General features: G+C 50.7%; 21 protein-coding genes and 1 pseudogene. 13 read left to right on the forward strand and 9 right to left on the reverse strand.

Annotated elements, in window-relative coordinates; all coding sequences use genetic code 11:
- The 6 genes from trpB to ACE15A_RS11785 all read left to right on the forward strand — a co-directional run bounded on the left by trpB (position 1) and on the right by ACE15A_RS11785 (position 4,732).
- Positions 1 to 1,194 (forward strand): tryptophan synthase subunit beta, encoded by a 1,194-nt coding sequence (gene trpB, locus ACE15A_RS11760; protein WP_023246926.1) that lies wholly within the window; start codon positions 1 to 3, stop codon positions 1,192 to 1,194.
- Positions 1,194 to 2,000, forward strand: coding sequence for a tryptophan synthase subunit alpha (gene trpA / locus ACE15A_RS11765; RefSeq protein WP_023246927.1), 807 nt, complete (start codon positions 1,194 to 1,196; stop codon positions 1,998 to 2,000). The genes trpB and trpA overlap by 1 nt, the downstream gene beginning before the upstream one ends.
- A 478-nt stretch (positions 2,001 to 2,478) precedes the next feature.
- Positions 2,479 to 2,661, forward strand: a complete 183-nt coding sequence (locus ACE15A_RS11770) for a general stress protein (RefSeq protein WP_000807657.1) — start codon at positions 2,479 to 2,481, stop codon at positions 2,659 to 2,661.
- Positions 2,662 to 2,750: 89 nt separating this feature from the next.
- Complete coding sequence (locus tag ACE15A_RS11775) at positions 2,751 to 3,254, forward strand: ferritin-like domain-containing protein (protein WP_001022826.1); 504 nt, start codon at positions 2,751 to 2,753, stop codon at positions 3,252 to 3,254.
- A gap of 73 nt (positions 3,255 to 3,327) precedes the next feature.
- Positions 3,328 to 3,834, forward strand: a complete 507-nt coding sequence (locus ACE15A_RS11780) for a ferritin-like domain-containing protein (RefSeq protein ID WP_053507926.1) — start codon at positions 3,328 to 3,330, stop codon at positions 3,832 to 3,834.
- A gap of 19 nt (positions 3,835 to 3,853) precedes the next feature.
- Positions 3,854 to 4,732 carry a manganese catalase family protein gene (locus ACE15A_RS11785; RefSeq protein ID WP_000488353.1) on the forward strand — a complete coding sequence of 293 codons (879 nt, stop codon included), beginning with the start codon at positions 3,854 to 3,856 and terminating at the stop codon, positions 4,730 to 4,732.
- 80 nt (positions 4,733 to 4,812) lie between these two features.
- Here the strand turns inward: ACE15A_RS11785 and ompW are convergent, their stop codons facing one another.
- Positions 4,813 to 5,451, reverse strand: a complete 639-nt coding sequence (gene ompW / locus ACE15A_RS11790) for an outer membrane protein OmpW (RefSeq protein ID WP_023246928.1) — start codon at positions 5,449 to 5,451, stop codon at positions 4,813 to 4,815.
- A 337-nt stretch (positions 5,452 to 5,788) separates the two neighbouring features.
- On the opposite strand from ompW, the pseudogene ACE15A_RS11795 reads away from it, so the two are divergent.
- From ACE15A_RS11795 to yciA, 4 genes and pseudogenes are all read left to right on the forward strand, one after another.
- Positions 5,789 to 6,194, forward strand: a pseudogene (locus tag ACE15A_RS11795) (YkgJ family cysteine cluster protein).
- Positions 6,195 to 6,219: 25 nt separating this feature from the next.
- Positions 6,220 to 6,963 (forward strand): YciC family protein, encoded by a 744-nt coding sequence (locus ACE15A_RS11800; RefSeq protein WP_023246930.1) that lies wholly within the window; start codon positions 6,220 to 6,222, stop codon positions 6,961 to 6,963.
- 56 nt (positions 6,964 to 7,019) lie between these two features.
- On the forward strand, positions 7,020 to 7,559 hold the full coding sequence (locus ACE15A_RS11805; protein ID WP_000808683.1) for a septation protein A: 540 nt from the start codon (positions 7,020 to 7,022) through the stop codon (positions 7,557 to 7,559).
- 156 nt (positions 7,560 to 7,715) lie between these two features.
- A complete protein-coding gene (yciA, locus tag ACE15A_RS11810; protein WP_053507925.1) occupies positions 7,716 to 8,117 on the forward strand; it encodes an acyl-CoA thioester hydrolase YciA in 402 nt (133 codons plus the stop codon).
- Between the two features lie 69 nt (positions 8,118 to 8,186).
- Here yciA and tonB read toward each other — a convergent pair whose 3' ends face one another.
- Entirely contained in the window at positions 8,187 to 8,909 is a 723-nt protein-coding gene (gene tonB, locus ACE15A_RS11815) for a TonB system transport protein TonB (RefSeq protein ID WP_053507943.1), read from the reverse strand.
- A gap of 221 nt (positions 8,910 to 9,130) precedes the next feature.
- Between tonB and ACE15A_RS11820 the strand changes: the two genes are divergently transcribed.
- Positions 9,131 to 9,427, forward strand: a complete 297-nt coding sequence (locus ACE15A_RS11820; protein ID WP_023246932.1) for a YciI family protein — start codon at positions 9,131 to 9,133, stop codon at positions 9,425 to 9,427.
- A 43-nt stretch (positions 9,428 to 9,470) separates the two neighbouring features.
- Here the strand turns inward: ACE15A_RS11820 and ACE15A_RS11825 are convergent, their stop codons facing one another.
- Positions 9,471 to 9,644 (reverse strand): YciY family protein, encoded by a 174-nt coding sequence (locus tag ACE15A_RS11825; protein WP_023180195.1) that lies wholly within the window; start codon positions 9,642 to 9,644, stop codon positions 9,471 to 9,473.
- Positions 9,645 to 9,786: 142 nt separating this feature from the next.
- Here ACE15A_RS11825 and cls point away from each other — a divergent pair, with 142 nt between their 5' ends.
- Complete coding sequence (gene cls / locus ACE15A_RS11830) at positions 9,787 to 11,247, forward strand: cardiolipin synthase (RefSeq protein WP_053507924.1); 1,461 nt, start codon at positions 9,787 to 9,789, stop codon at positions 11,245 to 11,247.
- Between the two features lie 33 nt (positions 11,248 to 11,280).
- On the forward strand, positions 11,281 to 11,610 hold the full coding sequence (locus ACE15A_RS11835; protein WP_000425070.1) for an HI1450 family dsDNA-mimic protein: 330 nt from the start codon (positions 11,281 to 11,283) through the stop codon (positions 11,608 to 11,610).
- A 47-nt stretch (positions 11,611 to 11,657) separates the two neighbouring features.
- Here ACE15A_RS11835 and ACE15A_RS11840 read toward each other — a convergent pair whose 3' ends face one another.
- The 6 genes from ACE15A_RS11840 to oppA all read right to left on the reverse strand — a co-directional run bounded on the left by ACE15A_RS11840 (position 11,658) and on the right by oppA (position 18,165).
- Complete coding sequence (locus tag ACE15A_RS11840; RefSeq protein ID WP_023246933.1) at positions 11,658 to 12,494, reverse strand: ion transporter; 837 nt, start codon at positions 12,492 to 12,494, stop codon at positions 11,658 to 11,660.
- Between the two features lie 47 nt (positions 12,495 to 12,541).
- Complete coding sequence (oppF, locus tag ACE15A_RS11845; RefSeq protein WP_053507923.1) at positions 12,542 to 13,546, reverse strand: murein tripeptide/oligopeptide ABC transporter ATP-binding protein OppF; 1,005 nt, start codon at positions 13,544 to 13,546, stop codon at positions 12,542 to 12,544.
- Entirely contained in the window at positions 13,543 to 14,556 is a 1,014-nt protein-coding gene (locus ACE15A_RS11850; protein WP_053507922.1) for an ABC transporter ATP-binding protein, read from the reverse strand. The genes oppF and ACE15A_RS11850 overlap by 4 nt, the downstream gene beginning before the upstream one ends.
- Before the next feature lie 11 nt (positions 14,557 to 14,567).
- On the reverse strand, positions 14,568 to 15,476 hold the full coding sequence (gene oppC, locus ACE15A_RS11855; protein ID WP_000979653.1) for an oligopeptide ABC transporter permease OppC: 909 nt from the start codon (positions 15,474 to 15,476) through the stop codon (positions 14,568 to 14,570).
- Positions 15,477 to 15,490: 14 nt separating this feature from the next.
- The gene (gene oppB / locus ACE15A_RS11860) at positions 15,491 to 16,411 is read right to left on the reverse strand and encodes an oligopeptide ABC transporter permease OppB (RefSeq protein ID WP_000911097.1); all 921 of its coding nucleotides are present in this window, start codon (positions 16,409 to 16,411) and stop codon (positions 15,491 to 15,493) included.
- A 122-nt stretch (positions 16,412 to 16,533) separates the two neighbouring features.
- The gene (gene oppA / locus ACE15A_RS11865; protein ID WP_064055934.1) at positions 16,534 to 18,165 is read right to left on the reverse strand and encodes an oligopeptide ABC transporter substrate-binding protein OppA; all 1,632 of its coding nucleotides are present in this window, start codon (positions 18,163 to 18,165) and stop codon (positions 16,534 to 16,536) included.
- Positions 18,166 to 18,345: the final 180 nt, after the last annotated feature.

Below are 18,345 nucleotides of genomic sequence, written 5' to 3' on the forward strand. Positions count from 1 at the left end.
ATGACAACACTTCTCAATCCCTACTTTGGTGAATTCGGCGGCATGTACGTGCCGCAGATCCTGATGCCTGCGCTGAACCAGCTTGAAGAGGCCTTCGTCAGCGCGCAAAAAGATCCTGAGTTTCAGGCGCAATTCGCCGATCTGCTAAAAAACTACGCGGGGCGCCCCACCGCACTGACGAAATGTCAGAACATTACCGCCGGTACGCGTACCACGTTGTATCTAAAGCGCGAAGATTTACTGCACGGCGGCGCGCACAAAACCAATCAGGTACTGGGTCAGGCACTGCTGGCTAAGCGGATGGGTAAAACCGAGATTATCGCTGAAACCGGCGCCGGTCAGCACGGCGTCGCCTCCGCGCTCGCCAGCGCCCTGCTGGGTCTGAAATGCCGTATTTATATGGGCGCTAAAGACGTTGAGCGCCAGTCGCCGAACGTCTTCCGTATGCGTCTGATGGGCGCTGAGGTAATCCCGGTTCATAGCGGCTCCTCCACGCTAAAAGATGCCTGTAACGAGGCGTTGCGCGACTGGTCCGGTAGTTACGAAACCGCGCACTATATGCTCGGTACGGCGGCAGGCCCGCATCCCTATCCCACCATCGTTCGCGAGTTCCAACGCATGATTGGCGAAGAGACGAAAGCGCAAATCCTCGACAAAGAGGGCCGTCTGCCAGACGCCGTTATCGCTTGCGTCGGCGGCGGGTCAAACGCTATCGGGATGTTTGCGGATTTTATTAATGATACCAGCGTCGGGCTGATAGGCGTTGAACCGGGCGGCCACGGTATTGAAACCGGCGAGCATGGCGCGCCGCTTAAACATGGTCGCGTTGGCATCTATTTCGGTATGAAAGCGCCGATGATGCAGACAGCAGACGGGCAAATTGAAGAGTCCTATTCCATTTCCGCCGGGCTCGATTTCCCGTCCGTTGGGCCGCAACATGCGCACCTGAACAGCATCGGACGCGCGGATTATGTCTCCATTACCGATGATGAAGCGCTGGAAGCATTCAAAACGTTGTGCCGCCATGAGGGAATTATCCCGGCGCTGGAATCCTCCCACGCGTTGGCGCACGCTCTGAAAATGATGCGCGAGCAGCCGGAAAAAGAGCAACTACTGGTGGTCAATCTCTCTGGCCGCGGCGATAAAGACATCTTTACCGTACACGATATCCTGAAAGCGCGAGGGGAAATCTGATGGAACGCTACGAAAAATTATTTGCACAGCTCAACGATCGCCGGGAAGGCGCCTTTGTCCCCTTCGTGACCCTGGGCGACCCTGGCATTGAACAGTCACTGAAAATTATCGATACGCTGATTGATGCTGGCGCCGATGCTCTGGAGTTAGGGGTTCCCTTCTCCGATCCGCTGGCCGATGGCCCCACTATCCAGAATGCGAACTTACGCGCCTTTGCCGCTGGCGTCACGCCAGCTCAGTGTTTTGAAATGCTGGCGCTGATTCGTGAAAAACACCCGACCATTCCGATTGGCCTGCTAATGTACGCCAACCTGGTGTTCAATAACGGCATAGATGCGTTTTATGCCCGTTGTGAACAGGTTGGCGTAGATTCCGTGCTGGTCGCGGACGTCCCGGTTGAAGAATCGGCACCCTTCCGCCAGGCGGCATTACGGCATAATATCGCGCCGATCTTCATCTGCCCGCCAAATGCGGATGATGATCTTCTGCGCCAGATCGCATCTTACGGCCGCGGTTATACCTACCTGCTTTCCCGCTCGGGCGTCACCGGCGCAGAAAACCGTGGCGCATTGCCGTTGCATCATCTACTTGAGAAGCTTAAAGAGTACCATGCCGCGCCTGCGTTACAGGGCTTCGGCATCTCCTCGCCGGAACAGGTGTCTGCGGCCGTTCGTGCCGGGGCGGCTGGCGCAATCTCCGGTTCAGCCATTGTCAACATTATCGAGAAAAACCACTCGTCTTCAGAGCAGATGTTGGCGGAACTCAGGTCCTTTGTCTCAGCCATGAAAGCCGCCAGTCGCGTATAACGAGTAAAGCCGTCAGCATAACGCTGGCGGCTTAATTATTGGTTGTGCTGAGCCATAGCCATGCTTCAGAAGTACATCATCAATCTTTTTGGTGATATTCCCTGTCCGGCTTTCAGAAAGTCTGAAGCGAAGTTTTGCTAAGAAAACTCCTAATCACGCCGATAAATTTATCGTTTTCACGTCAGTTTCCCCTTCTTTATGTAAAGAAATGTCAGCAAACGATACGTTAATGTTTCTATTGCCGCAGATAGTGACTCTTGTTATTAATAGCAATGCAAAGCATTTTCTTTTAAATCGCTTATTCTAAAAGAAAATATAGAATATATTATCACTAAACCTGTTTTTATACGTTATTTACGTGGTAAATCACAACTAATTCCGCCAATTTGACTAATCGGCTTAACCAACTAATTTTAATAGGGTGTCGACACGGTTAAAAACCGAATTTTTCAGTAATCAACGAGACAGGAGAAATAATATGGCCGAACATCGTGGTGGTTCAGGAAATTTCGCCGAAAATCGTGAGAAAGCATCTGAAGCAGGCCGCAAAGGCGGTCAACATAGCGGTGGGAATTTCAAAAACGATCCGCAACGAGCTTCTGAAGCCGGTAAAAAAGGTGGCCAGAATAGTCACGGCGGACGTAAATCCGATAATTCCTGATTTACTGTAACGTAAATATATCGCGTGATTTTATCAAGAAATCTGCGAGTCTTCTGGCTCGCAGTATTTTGCCCAGGAGAATTAGATTTATGAATATCAAAACCGTTGAAGACCTTTTTATCCATCTACTTTCAGACACCTATAGTGCAGAAAAACAATTAACCAAGGCTCTTTCTAAACTTGCCAGAGCCACGTCCAATGAAAAATTAAGCCAGGCCTTTCAATCTCATCTTGAAGAAACCCAAGGTCAGATTGAACGTATTGATCAGATCGTCGAATCTGAATCTGGCATTAAACTGAAAAGAATGAAATGCGTCGCTATGGAAGGGCTGATTGAAGAAGCCAATGAAGTCATCGAAAGTACGGAGAAAAACGAAGTACGCGATGCAGCGCTTATCGCCGCGGCGCAAAAAGTCGAGCATTATGAAATCGCCAGTTACGGCACGTTAGCTACCCTGGCCGAGCAGCTCGGCTATAGCAAGGCATTAAAACTGCTCAAAGAAACCCTCGACGAGGAAAAACAAACTGATTTAAAACTTACCGACTTAGCAGTCAGCAATGTTAATAAAAGTGCTGAACGCAAATCGAAATAATATTTTTAATTATCAGCTTGCATGATTCCGATTTTATTATCGGAGCAGATTATCACGCATTGAGGAATTTAAAATGAATTATACTGAACATTATCATGACTGGCTTCGTGACGCCCATGCCATGGAAAAACAGGCAGAATCGATGCTTGAATCTATGGCCAGCCGTATTGAAAATTATCCTGATATAAAAGCCAGAATTGAACAACATATTAGTGAAACCAAACATCAAATTACCATGCTCGAGGAAGTGTTGGACCGTAATGGCATTTCCCGTTCGGTGTTGAAAGACTCCATGAGTAAAATGGCAGCAATGGGACAATCTATCGGTGGCATGTTCCCTTCCGACGAAATTGTCAAAGGCTCAATTAGCGGTTATGTTTTCGAGCAGTTCGAAATTGCTTGTTATACCTCCCTGCTGGCGGCGGCAAAAAAAGCGGGCGATACCGCTTCAATTCCGACGATTGAAGCCATTCTGAAAGAAGAAATGCAAATGGCTGACTGGCTTATCAAACATATTCCGCAGACTACGGAACAATTTTTACTGCGATCTGAAACAGATGGCGTTGAAGCCAAGAAATAAATAATAAGCAGGAGGCAATATGTTTCGACACGTAAAACAACTTCAATATACAGTGCGAGTGAGCGAGCCTAATCCTGGATTAGCGAACCTGCTGCTGGAACAGTTTGGCGGCCCGCAGGGCGAACTGGCGGCTGCATGTCGCTATTTCACTCAAGGTTTAAGCGATGATGATGCCGGTCGTAGAGAGATGTTAATGGACATCGCCACCGAAGAACTGAGTCATCTGGAAATTATCGGCTCACTGGTAGGGATGCTTAACAAAGGCGCTAAAGGCGAGCTGGCGGAAGGCACCGAAAGCGAAGCGGAACTGTATCGCTCGCTGACGCAGAATGGTAATGACAGCCATATCACCTCTCTGCTGTATGGCGGCGGCCCTGCGTTGACGAACTCCGGCGGCGTACCGTGGACCGCGGCTTATATTGATACTATCGGCGAAGTCACAGCCGATCTACGCTCAAACATCGCGGCAGAGGCGCGAGCGAAGATTATTTATGAACGCCTGATTAATCTGACCGACGATCCTGGCGTAAAAGACACGCTCAGCTTCTTAATGACCCGTGAAGTCGCGCACCAGCTCTCTTTTGAAAAGGCGCTGTATTCGATTCGTAACAACTTCCCGCCGGGTAAATTACCGCCGGTAGAACAGTATACCGACGTGTACTACAACATGTCGCAAGGCGACGATCCGCGAGGTAGCTGGAATAGCGATGAGAACTTCAACTATGTCGCAGAACCGATGCCTGCTGTTGATGGCGGCGATGGCCTGGCGACAGTGAAATTGCCGCGCGAGCAGTTGGCGCTGCTCAAAGCGATGGCAGAAAGAACGAAATCGGACCCCACCGTTGATCCTCTCACTGGCGCAGAACTAGGCTGCGGCGAACCGAAAGAAGACAAGTGAGTTCCGACAAGTAAAATCCGTGTGTCATGTCCTTTTTGACCCCGCCTGGCGGGGTCTTTTTTCATCACAACATGGCGCGATTAGAAACGATAGCCTGCCGAGAACATAAATACCCATGGGTCCAGACGCACGCTGTCATGATGCTGAACGCCGCCCATTTTATAATTGGCGGTAGTATCAATATCCATGTACCAGACAGAGGCGCCAATTAACCAGTCGCGGTTAATCAGGTAATCTACCCCAACTTGCCCTGCCGCGCCCCAGGAATCCTTAAAGCTCAGATCGGACAGCCCGGCATTTTTACCATTATCGTTAAAGTCGTTATCGAAGAAGGTGGTGTAGTTCACCCCTACGCCGACATAAGGACGCACTTTGCTGCTGGAATCGCCGAAGTACCACTGCGCCATTAACGTTGGCGGTAACAGGTGAACCGTGGCGATATCGCCCGTCGTGCCCGTACCCACCTTATGGCGGAACGGCGTGGCCGCCAGCAATTCAACCCCGATATTGTCCGTCGCCATGTAAGTGAATGTCAGGCCGAGTTGCGTGTTATTACTCACATCAAACCCGTTTAAATGCCCCAGCGTACCACCCGCCCCTTCTGTAGGTCTGACGGTTGCCGGGCCTGCGCGCATAAAGAATTCTCCGGCTTCGTGCGCGTACGCGCTGCCTGAGAGAAGAGTTGTTAATGCCAGTGCCGCCACTGTGAATTTTTTCATACCCGCTCCATCGTTATGGTTATAAAAGCGTGATGAATATACCCACAATGAAGTAATAAGTGATCTAACACAGATCACATTTGTTCTTATAATTTAACATTTATTGATCCAGATTAATTTAGAACTTGCATTAAAAATCCTGGTTATAGGAATTCAGATCAATTTTGACATATTCACGCTATGCAAATATTTGCCTGCTCCTGTTGCCCTGGCGATAAAGGCTGGCTAAGGTAATCAATGTTCCGCAATGGCGCGTGGCGTTAAGATTCGCGAACACTGCGGGACAGATTAATTTCCGTTGTAATCTATTGATACGTGAGTTTTTTGCAGGTGAATCATGAGCATTCTTAACCCATGCATGACATGCGGTGCCTGTTGTGCCTGTTTTCGTGTCTCTTTTTACTGGGCTGAAGGCGACGATGCCAGCGGACGCGTTCCGGCGTCATTAACCGAACCTGTTACCCCCTTTTTTACGTTGTATGGCCGGCATCAACCATAAACAGCCGCACTGTAAAGCACTACCTGGAACACCGGGCGACAACGTCAGTTGCGCTATTTATGAAAACCGCCCTTCAACCTGTCGTGAATTTTCGAGATCGGGCGAAGGAGGCGAAGTGAATGAGGCGTGTAATCGCGCCCGCGCGCGATACAGATTACCGCCGCTTTACAAAGATATGCTTTTCCATACAACTGCTGATACTGCCACTGTAGAGTTATCCAGGGTACAATTGCCCGCAAATTAACACCTGCAAAACTCAAGGAGAGTGCATGTCTATCACGGCGAAGTCCGTTTACCGTGACGCCGGAAATTTTTTCCGAAATCAATTTATTACTATCTTGCTGGTTTCGTTGCTGTGCGCATTTATCACGGTGATCTTAGGTCATGCCTTTTCGCCCAGCGATGCGCAAATCGCGCAACTCAGTGAAGGAGAACATTTGGCAGGCAGCGCTGGCCTGTTTGAGTTGGTACAAAATATGACGCCGGAGCAGCAGCAAATCCTGTTGCGCGCGTCTGCCGCCTCGACGTTTTCCGGGCTTATTGGCAACGCTATTCTGGCTGGCGGTATCATCCTGATGATTCAGTTAGTTTCAGCGGGACATCGGGTTAGCGCGCTGCGCGCTATCGGCGCCAGCGCCCCTGCATTACCTAAACTGTTTATTCTCATTTTTCTCACTACCCTGTTAGTGCAAATCGGTATAATGCTGATTGTCGTTCCGGGGATTATTATGGCCATTGTGCTGGCGCTTGCGCCAGTGATGTTGGTTGAAGAGAAAATGGGCGTGTTTGCCGCAATGCGCAATAGTATGCGTTTGGCCTGGGCTAACATGAGACTGGTCGCGCCTGCGGTGATAGGCTGGTTACTGGCTAAAACATTGCTATTGTTATTCGCGCCCAGCTTCGCTGTACTGACCCCAAATGTAGGCGCTGTACTGGCGAATACGTTGAGCAATCTGATTTCCGCAGTATTGCTTATCTACTTATTCCGCCTGTATATGTTGATTCGCCAATAATCCGCAATGCGCCGTTACGCGGCGCATTCGACGCTCGTTGATGATGGAATCGAAGAATGAAGCAGTTTCTGGATTTTTTACCGCTGGTTGTCTTTTTTGCGTTTTATAAACTTTATGACATCTATGCGGCGACCTCCGCACTGATTGTCGCGACGGCAATCGTGCTGATTTATAGCTGGGTACGCTATCGGAAAATAGAGAAGATGGCGCTGATTACCTTTGTTCTGGTTGCCGTCTTCGGCGGTCTGACGCTCTTTTTCCATAACGATGAGTTTATTAAATGGAAGGTGACAGTTATTTATGCGCTGTTCGCCGGCGCGCTGTTAATAAGCCAGTGGGTGATGAAAAAACCGTTAATCCAACGTATGTTAGGTAAAGAACTGGCACTGCCGCAACAGGTCTGGTCAAAGCTGAACCTGGCATGGGCGCTGTTTTTTATTGTGTGCGGTCTGGCTAACATTTATATCGCCTTCTGGTTGCCGCAAAATATCTGGGTCAACTTTAAGGTCTTCGGACTCACGGCGCTGACGCTCATTTTTACCCTGCTGAGCGGCGTCTATATCTACCGGCATCTGCCACAGGAAGATAAATCATAATCCTCCCGTTACTTATCGCCAGACTGAGAACGTCTGGCGATATTTTTTCCGCCTTTACGCCCTGCGCTTTCCCTTCAGTACCTTTATTCCCACTATTCTCCACACAAAATTCATAGTAGCATCGCGGCTGTAATTTTTTCTGATAGTCGGTTTACAATGACAATAATGGATAATACCCCTAAGGGCGAGCTGGTTTTACGTACATTGGCCATGCCTGCCGATACCAATGCGAACGGCGATATTTTTGGCGGCTGGCTGATGTCGCAAATGGATATTGGCGGCGCGATACTGGCCAAAGAGATCGCGCACGGTCGGGTTGTCACCGTTCGCGTGGAAGGAATGACATTTCTGCGCCCCGTCGCGGTTGGCGATGTCGTATGCTGCTACGCGCGCTGCGTTAAACGCGGTACGACGTCTATTAGCATCAATATTGAAGTCTGGGTGAAAAAAGTGGCGTCAGAACCGATTGGACAGCGCTACAAGGCCACCGAGGCGCTGTTCATTTATGTTGCCGTCGATCCGGACGGTAAACCCCGCCCGCTCCCGGTTCAGGGTTAAGTATGCCCGTCAGGTAACATACTTACACCGCCAGCAGGTGATGTTATATTCCCGCTGGCGGCACCAGAGTTACTCAATCTGCGCCGTACCGTTCAGACGGAAGATAATATTGACCACCAGCCCGGAACCCGGCTTGCCTGCTTCATAGCGCCATTTGCGCATCGCATTCTTAACTTCACGCTCAAACATATTGGCTGGCTGTGCGGACAGAATCTGTACATTCTCCACTCGCCCGGCAGAGGTCACGTCAAACTTCACCTTTACCCGTCCTTCAATGCGTAACGCCTGCGCCCGCGCCGGATACTGCGGCTGGTTACGGCTCAGAGCGCGAGGTCCGGCCGGCACGCTCACCGCAGGCTTGCTGGTCGCCGACGCGGTGCTGCTTGTTGAGCGCGCTGGCGTGGTATTTTCAAAGGGTGAGGCTGGACGCGGCGTGGCCGGTTTGACTTCGCGCTTCGGCTGCTCTTCAACCTTTTTCACCGGCTTCGGTTTCGGCTTGGGTTTTGGCTTAGGTTTGGGTTTCTCAATCACCACGGGCGCTTCTTTAGGCGGTTCAGGGATCGGCTCTGGCTCCGGTTCTGGTTCGACCACCGGCTCCGGCGGCGGCTGAACCGCCTGGGGCGGCTCCAGGTCGGCGGGTGAAACCATTGTCACCGTGATAGGCTGCGCTGGCGCAGGCAATTCAATAACCTGATGTACCGAGGTATAGAGCAAACCTGCCACTACAGCACCATGAATGCCTACGGAAAGTAACGTCGGCCAGGGAAAGCGACGAGGTAAATCAAGGGTCATTGAAGTCATAATCGTTTCAGTTGAAAAACCAGAGCTGAATTTTAAATGCAAATAGCAATCATATTCAATAAGGCATTGCCGATAGAGGCATTTAAAAGATGATATCGTACATAAACACCACAAAATGTGCATGTTTAACAAAGTCGTTATCTTTACATTGCAGTCAAATGCCCTTTCCAATAACGTAATCAGCGACTTTTACCGATTAAGGAGCTCTACCCGTGCTGTATGTCATTTACGCTCAGGATAATGCCAACTCGCTTGAAAAACGCCTCTCGGTACGGCCAGCGCATCTGGCGCGCCTGCAACTTCTGCATGATGAAGGGCGATTATTAACTGCCGGACCGATGCCCGCGGTGGACAGCAACGATCCTGGGGTAGCCGGATTTACCGGGTCAACGGTGATCGCTGAATTTGAATCTTTAGAAGCGGCGCAATCCTGGGCTGATGCGGACCCCTACGTCGCAGCGGGCGTCTATGCGCAGGTTTCGGTCAAACCGTATAAGAAGGTTTTTTAAAAAGAAGGGTCTGTTGGGCACCGCATACGGTGCCCTTTCTGGCTTACACACCGTGAATCGCAAAGAGTAATGAATTACGCTGACGATTAAAGATACATTTCCTGATGGTATGGATACGCATATTACGGCGTGATTGCCCTTCAAGCCAACGCGCTTTACGGCGGCCAGCCTGACGTAGCATTCGCCAGCGCCCCACTTCCGTTCTACTACGCTTCATGTTTACGACTCTCACTGTAACAGAAGCGCCATTATACCCCCTCGCAGGATGCAGACCAGCGCTTTTCCCGTGTTTTTATTTGCCATGTGAATCCTGACGCGTAAACTCTTAACAACACGCTTTCTAAAGGATTTTTAAAGTTATGACAACCTTCTACACCGTGGTGAGTTGGCTGGTCATTTTGGGATACTGGGTTCTCATTGCCGGCGTCACATTACGTATTCTAATGAAACGGCGCGCAGTTCCCTCCGCAATGGCTTGGTTGTTAATCATCTATATCCTTCCGCTGGTCGGGATCATCGCCTATTTGTCCGTTGGCGAATTGCATTTAGGTAAACGTCGCGCCGAGCGTGCCCGCGCTATGTGGCCGTCTACCGCCAAATGGCTCAATGACCTCAAAGCCTGCAAACACATTTTCGCGCAAGAAAACAGTAGCGTCGCATCGTCCTTGTTTAAGCTGTGCGAACGACGTCAGGGGATTGCGGGCGTCAAAGGCAACCAGTTGCAATTGCTTACCGACTCCGATGATGTCATGCAGGCGCTTATTCGCGATATCCAACTGGCGCGGCATAATATCGAAATGGTGTTTTACATCTGGCAACCAGGCGGCATGGCGGATCAGGTCGCTGAATCGTTAATGGCCGCCGCCCGCCGCGGCATCCACTGCCGGCTTATGCTGGATTCCGCGGGTAGCGTCGCTTTCTTCCGCAGCCCCTGGGCGGCCATGATGCGTAACGCTGGCATTGAAGTCGTAGAAGCGCTGAAGGTGAATCTGATGCGCGTCTTTTTACGCCGTATGGATCTTCGCCAGCACCGTAAAATGGTGATGATTGACAATTACATCGCCTATACCGGCAGTATGAATATGGTAGACCCGCGTTTTTTCAAACAGGATGCCGGCGTTGGGCAATGGGTTGATTTGATGGCGCGGATGGAGGGCCCCGTCGCGACAGTAATGGGGATAGTTTACTCCTGCGATTGGGAGATCGAGACGGGTAAACGCATTCTGCCTCCCCCGCCGGATGTGAATATTATGCCGTTTGAGCAGGCCAGCGGGCATACCATTCATACCATTGCCTCCGGTCCTGGTTTTCCGGAAGATCTCATTCACCAGGCATTATTAACCGCCACCTATGCCGCGCGTGAATATTTAATTATGACCACGCCATACTTCGTCCCCAGCGACGATCTGCTGCATGCCATTTGCACCGCCGCGCAGCGTGGCGTGGACGTAAGTATTATCCTGCCCCGTAAAAATGATTCACTGCTCGTCGGCTGGGCCAGTCGCGCCTTTTTCAGCGAGTTACTGGCGGCGGGCGTGAAAATCTATCAGTTCGAAGGCGGACTGTTGCATACCAAAAGCGTGCTGGTCGATGGCGAACTGAGCCTGGTCGGTACCGTGAATCTCGACATGCGTAGCCTGTGGCTTAATTTCGAGATTACGCTGGTCATTGATGATACGGGTTTCGGCGCCGATCTGGCTGCGGTGCAGGACGATTATATTTCGCGCTCCCGCCTGTTAGATGCGCGTTTGTGGGTAAAACGTCCGCTATGGCAGCGGATTACCGAGCGATTGTTTTACTTCTTTAGTCCATTGCTGTAAAACGTGACCAACATGAGTAAACAGGTAGTCACTATGGAAATGGATCTGAACAATCGCCTGACTGAAGACGAAACGCTTGAGCAGGCTTACGATATTTTTCTTGAGCTGGCAGCGGATAATCTTGATCCGGCTGACATCATTCTGTTCAATTTGCAATTCGAAGAGCGCGGCGGCGCGGAATTGTTTGATCCGGCAGAAGACTGGCAAGAGCACGTCGATTTTGACCTGAATCCAGACTTTTTTGCCGAGGTGGTTATTGGCCTGGCGGATACCGAAGACGGCGAAATTAACGACATTTTCGCCCGCGTTCTGCTGTGCCGGGAAAAGGACCACAAGCTGTGCCATATTCTCTGGCGCGAATAAGCGGTTCAGGCCGGATGGCGTCTGATTGCGCCCTCCGGCAAGCGTACTTAATCCGGTAGCTTACTGCCGCATCGGTTACAATATTGCGCGCTATGTTCATGCTGGCTTTGCTGGCACTGCGGACATTTTCGCTGCCAGTGACGTTTCTGAAACGCGCTGCTCATGTGCGTGGTAATCAGTCCTGTAGGAATCGCAATCACCGAATAACCAATCAAAATAAGCACCGACGCGACAATACGTCCCAGCGGCGTATGCGGCGTAATATCACCATACCCCACGGTTGTGACTGTCACTATCGCCCAATACACCGAGGCATTAAGCGTCGTGAAGCCATATTTCGGTCCCTCAATAAGATACATCAGGGCACCGAAAATAATCATCACGATCGCAATAAATGAATAGAACAGAATAAGCTGATGACGCGCGCTAATAATGGCGCTCCAGAATACCCGCAGGGATGGCATAAAGCGTAGGAGTTTAAGAATGCGCAGCACGCGAATCGCTCGCATAGCGCGCCAGGCAAACATATAGTTCAGGCTAATTTCCGGCCACAGCCACATGACGTACAGCGGCAAAATCGTCACCAGATCAATAAATCCCCAGAAACTAAAAACGTATTGTGCCGGGGCGGGCCAGCTAAACAGTCTGAGCAAGTATTCGCCGGTAAAGATCAGGGTAATACAGAGCTCCAGCCAGACAAAAATATGCCATTCATCAAATGTCAGGTGATATTCCGTTCCTACGCCGGATTCAACAAAAATGACCAGTACGCTAAGCAGCGCAAACAGCGCGCATACCCCTTCAAAACGGCGGCCTGAGCGCGTAGTCAGATCGAACAGATTATGATAAAGACGACGGCGAACCGACGACAAAGAAAGTGACACGGTAACCTCACCTAAAAGAAGGGCTGACGAATTGTCAGCCCTTGCGATTATAACGGGTCTACTTTAAGGCAGGAAACGGCATGGCGAAAACTCCCTTCCAGCACCGGTCGCGTTTGCGCACATTCTGGTCCGGCTAGCGGACAGCGTGTACGGAACACGCAGCCAGAAGGCGGGTTAATGGGCGAAGGTAATTCGCCCTCCAGCAATTGTATCTTCTTATTTCGCTCCAGATCGGGATCGGGAATCGGTACCGCCGACATCAGCGCTTTGGTATAAGGATGCAGTGGATTATGGTACACCTCATCATAGGTGCCCAATTCTACCGCATGACCGAGATACATCACCAATACACGATCGGATATGTGCTTTACGACCGCCAGATCGTGCGCAATAAAAATCAACGACAGCCCCATCTCTCGCTGTAACTGCTGGAGCAAATTCACCACCTGCGCCTGAATAGAAACGTCCAGCGCCGACACCGGCTCATCGCAAATAATGAGCTTAGGTTCCAGGATCAACGCCCGGGCGATACCGATGCGCTGGCACTGCCCCCCGGAAAACTCATGGGGATAACGGTTGATGAGATTCGGCAGGAGCCCCACTTTCAGCATCATGGCTTTCACGCGGTCACGCACGTCCTGGCGCGAAAGCTTAGGATGATAAGTGCGCAGCGGTTCAGCGATAATTTCGCCAATCGTCATTCGCGGGTTAAGTGACGCCAGCGGGTCCTGGAAAATCATCTGGATATCGCTGCGCACCGCGCGCCACTCATCCGCTCTCATGCCCAGCAGATCTTTCCCCAGCCAGGCGACTTTACCGTCTGTCGCTTTCACCAGACCAATAATGGCACGCGCAAACGTCGATTTACCGCAGCCGGATTCGCCCACCACGCCCAGCGTTTCGCCTTCATACAGACGTAGCGTAACGCCATCCACCGCTTTCAGGGTTTTCGGCGGTTGCCAGAACCATTGCTTTCCTTCTTTGATATCGAAATGTACTTTCAGATCGGCGATTTCGAGGAGGACTTTACGTTGTTCAATCACAGCACTCATAGCAGTTCCTCCACCGGTTTAAAACAGGCGCGCAACCGACCAGGACTGAACGCTTCAAGTGGCGGCGCATTATTGCAGATCTCCATCGCATGAGGACAACGCGGCTGGAACGGACAACCTTTAGGCAAACGCAATAAATTGGGAGGGTTGCCCGGAATCGTCAACATTTCCTCCCCTTCGCCATCCAGACGCGGCACCGCATTAAGCAGGCCGATCGAATACGGATGAACGGGCTGATAAAAGACATCGCGCGCCTTACCGTATTCCATTGTACGCCCGGCATACATCACCAGGACCTTATCGCAAATGCCTGCGACCACGCCCAGATCATGGGTAATCATGATAATGGCGGTATTAAATTCGCGCTTTAGCTCATTAAGCAAGGTCATAATCTGCGCCTGCACGGTAACATCAAGCGCGGTGGTAGGCTCATCGGCAATAAGCAGTTTCGGCCTGCACAACAGCGCCATCGCAATCATCACACGTTGACGCATTCCGCCGGAAAATTCGTGCGGGTACATTTTCATCCGTTTGCGCGCTTCCGGCATTTTTACGGCATCCAACATTCTGACGGACTCTTCAAAAGCTTCCGCTTTGCTCATCCCTTTATGCAGCATCAGGACTTCCATTAACTGCTCCCCAACGCGCATATAAGGATTTAGCGAGGTCATCGGGTCCTGAAAAATCATCGAAATCTGTTCCGCGCGCAACGTATTCAGTTCGCGTTCAGGTAGATTAAGAATTTCACGTCCGTTGAAGGTCGCAGAACCGCCGATTCGGCCATTAGTCGCCAGCAATCCCATTAATGCGAACGCAGTTTGCGATTTCCCCGATCCAGACTCGCCAACAATGCCTAACGTTTCTCCGGCGTGAAGCGTAAAGTTCAGATCGTTGACCGCCGTTACATCGCCATCAGGCGTGGTGAACGTGACACGAAGATCTTTTACCTCCAGCAGTACATTCGCCGGTTGCTGCGCCTGAGTCACGCTTGCAGTTTCTGATAAGCTCATGGCTGTACTCCTTAACGATCTTTCGGGTCGAGGGCATCACGCAGGCCATCGCCAATAAAGTTAAAACAGAATAACGTCACCACGAGAAAGCCAGCCGGAAACAGCAGCAGCCACGGTGAGACTTCCATTGAATTCGCGCCATCGCTCAACAACGCTCCCCAACTACTTAACGGCTCCTGCGTCCCAAGCCCCAGGAAACTGAGGAAAGACTCAAACAGAATCATGCTGGGTACCAGCAACGACGCATACACTACCACTACGCCCAGGACGTTAGGCACAATATGGCGGATCACAATGCTGGCGGTCGACACACCGCCAACCTGCGCGGCTTCGATGAACTCTTTACGTTTAAGACTTAGGGTTTGACCACGCACGATACGCGCCATATCAAGCCAGGAGACCATGCCGATGGCGACGAAAATCAACAGAATGTTCTGTCCAAAGAACGTCACCAGCAAAATAACAAAGAACATAAACGGGAACGAGTTGAGGATCTCCAGCAGACGCATCATCACGGAATCAATTTTGCCGCCCAGATACCCGGACAGCGAGCCATACAGCGTTCCGACAATGACCGCCACCAGCGCGGCGGCAATACCGACCATCAATGAGATACGCCCGCCGATGGCAACGCGTACCAGCAGATCGCGCCCGGAAGAGTCAGTGCCGAAATAGTGGCCGGACGCCATATCCGGCGCGCTGGACATCATGCCCCAGTCGGTATCGAAATAGGTAAATTGCGACAGCATAGGCGCCACTGTCACGAATAAGGCAATCAGGAACAGGACAATAAGACTGGCCACCGCCGCGCGGTTATGCATAAAGCGTCGGCGGGCATCCTGCCAAAGGCTACGGCCTTCCACCTCCAGCTTTTCACTGAAATTTTCCAGCGTCTCGCTGTTTTTCTTACTTAACATCATCGCGAGCTCCAGTATCAGTAGCGAATTTTCGGGTCGATAACGGCATAGAGCACATCGACAATGGCGTTAAACAATATGGTCAGCGCCCCGACTAAAATGGTCAAACTTAACACCAGCGAGTAATCGCGGTTGAGCGCGCCATTAACGAAAAGCTGCCCAATGCCCGGTAAGCCATAAATAGTTTCAATCACCATTGAGCCGGTAATAATGCCGACAAAGGCTGGCCCCATATAGGATAAAACCGGCAGCAGCGCAGGTTTTAACGCATGGCGGAAGATGATTCTGCGCATCGGTAATCCTTTTGCCCGCGCGGTACGAATAAAGTTCGAATGCAGAACTTCAATCATTGAGCCGCGCGTAATACGAGCGATGCTGGCAATATAGGCCAGTGAAAGCGCGACCATAGGCAGGATCATAAATTTTAACGCCCCGCCGTTCCAGCCGCCGCCAGGCAGCCATTGCAAGGTTATCGCAAAGACCATCACCAGTAACGGCGCCACCACAAAACTGGGGATAACGACGCCGGTCATGGCAAATCCCATGACCGTATAATCCCATCGCGTATTTTGCTTTAGCGCGGCAATCACGCCAGCGCTGACGCCAATAATGACCGCCAGCAAAAAAGCGGCGGCGCCAAGTTTCGCCGAAACGGGGAAACTGGCGGCAACCAGATCGTTGACCGTGTAATCTTTGTATTTAAATGAGGGTCCAAAATCGCCATGCGCCAACTGTTTCAAATAGCTGAAGTACTGCGTCATGATGGGATCGTTCAGATGATATTTTGCTTCAATATTGGCCAGTACTTCCGGTGGCAATGCGCGCTCGCCGGTAAAAGGACTGCCCGGCGCGAGGCGCATCATAAAGAAAGAGATGGTAATAAGAATAAATAGCGTCGGAATCGCTTCCAGACAGCGGCGTAAAATAAATTTCAACATTGCCCGTACCTTCTGGCGTGTGCCTTTACTTCCCGGGCGTGACAAACAGGTCCGCCAGGGAAAGTTATAGTGCGATGAAAAAAGACACTATGGGACAACCACTGTTGTCCCATGTCTTGCCATTAATGTTTGATAATATATAAATTTTTCACATAGATATTATCCAGCGGGTCTTTACCGGTATACCCGCCCACCCAGGGTTTCACCAGGCGCGCGTTAACGTAGTAATACACCGGCACAATGGCGGAGTCTTTATCTAACTGCTGCTCCGCTTTAGCGTACAGTTCACTGCGCGTCGCGTCGTCCGTCACCTTCAGCGTGTCGGCAATCAGCTTGTCAAACGCAGGGCTCTTGTAATGCGCAGTATTGTTTGAACTGTCGGATAACATGGTGTTGAGGAATGAGGTCGGTTCATTATAATCTGCGCACCACCCGGCTCTCGCAACATCAAACGTGCCCTGATGCCGGGTGTCCAGGAAGGTTTTCCATTCCTGATTCTCCAGCTTCACATTGGCGCCCAGATTTTTCTTCCAGATAGACGCCACGGCAATCGCCAGTTTTTTATGCAGATCGGAGGTATTATACAGCAGGTCGAATGTTAAGGGCTTATCTGCCGTAAGGCCGGCTTCAGCCAACAATTTCTTCGCTTCTTCGTTACGTTTTTCCTGGGACCATTTGAACCACTCAGGCTCTACCAGTTTCGCGCCATCGGTATACGGCGGCGTGTAGCTATAAGCGGGTAAATCGCCCTGATTTTTAACCTTATTAACAATAATATCGCGATCTAACGCCAGTTTCAGCGCGGTACGCACGCGGACATCGTTAAACGGCGCTTTTTGGTTATTAATTTCGTAATAATAGGTACACAAATAAGGGTCTACACGGACTTCATTCGGGATCTCTTTTTTCAGTTTCTGGAATAACTCGATCGGCATGTTGTTATAAGTCATGTCGATCTCGCCGCTGCGATAGCGGTTCACATCCGTCACTTCCGAAGAGATAGGCAAATAAGTCACCTGATTGATGACAGTTTTGTCGTTATCCCAGTATTGCGGGTTACGTTCCAGTACGATACGTTCGTTCACTACCCAGTTTTTTAACTTATAGGCACCGTTGGTGACAATATTGGCTGGTTGCGTCCATTTATCCCCAAATTTTTCGACCGCTGATTTTGGTACAGGAGACACTGAAGGGTGAACCAACAATTTGTAGAAATAAGGCACCGGCTCACTTAAGGTCACTTCAAAGGTGTGATCATCAAGCGCTTTTACCCCCAGATCGGTGGCGGGTTTTTTACCGGCGATAATATCATCAATATTAGCAATATGACCGTATTGCAGATAGCTGGCGTACGGCGATGCCGTATTAGGATCGGCCAGGCGTTGCCAGCTATAAACAAAATCATGGGCGGTGACGGGCGTACCGTCTGACCATTTCGCATTTTTACGCAGATGGAATGTCCAGACTTTAAAATCCTTATTTTCCCATTTTTCCGCAACGCCCGGTGAAGGATGTCCCTCTACATCGCTAATTAATAAGCCTTCGAAGAGGTCACGGTTGACGTTCGATTCCGGCACGCCTTCAATTTTATGCGGGTCGAGAGACTGCACTTCCGAGCCATTATTACGTACCAACGTTTGCTTGTCGGCTAACTGAACGCCGGCGGGCACGTCTGCCGCAGTCGCGGCGCTGGCGGCGATGAGCGCAGTGAGTATTCCCGCTGCAATCAAACTTTTTTTCGTGATGTTAGACATTGTGTTTGTACTCCACTCATTATAATTACTGGTTTTTACCAGCCTGTTTAATCCCGTCAGGGTTCCTGTACAGCACTGGTGGTGTACTGCCAGGTCTGTCACTGCTTTTGCTATCACCGACTTTATTTATTCTGACGATTCGTTCGATCGCCTTTCGTCGATTCGGTATACGACGTACCT

Source organism: Salmonella sp. HY31 (assembly GCF_042604575.1).
Lineage (GTDB): Bacteria > Pseudomonadota > Gammaproteobacteria > Enterobacterales > Enterobacteriaceae > Salmonella > Salmonella diarizonae.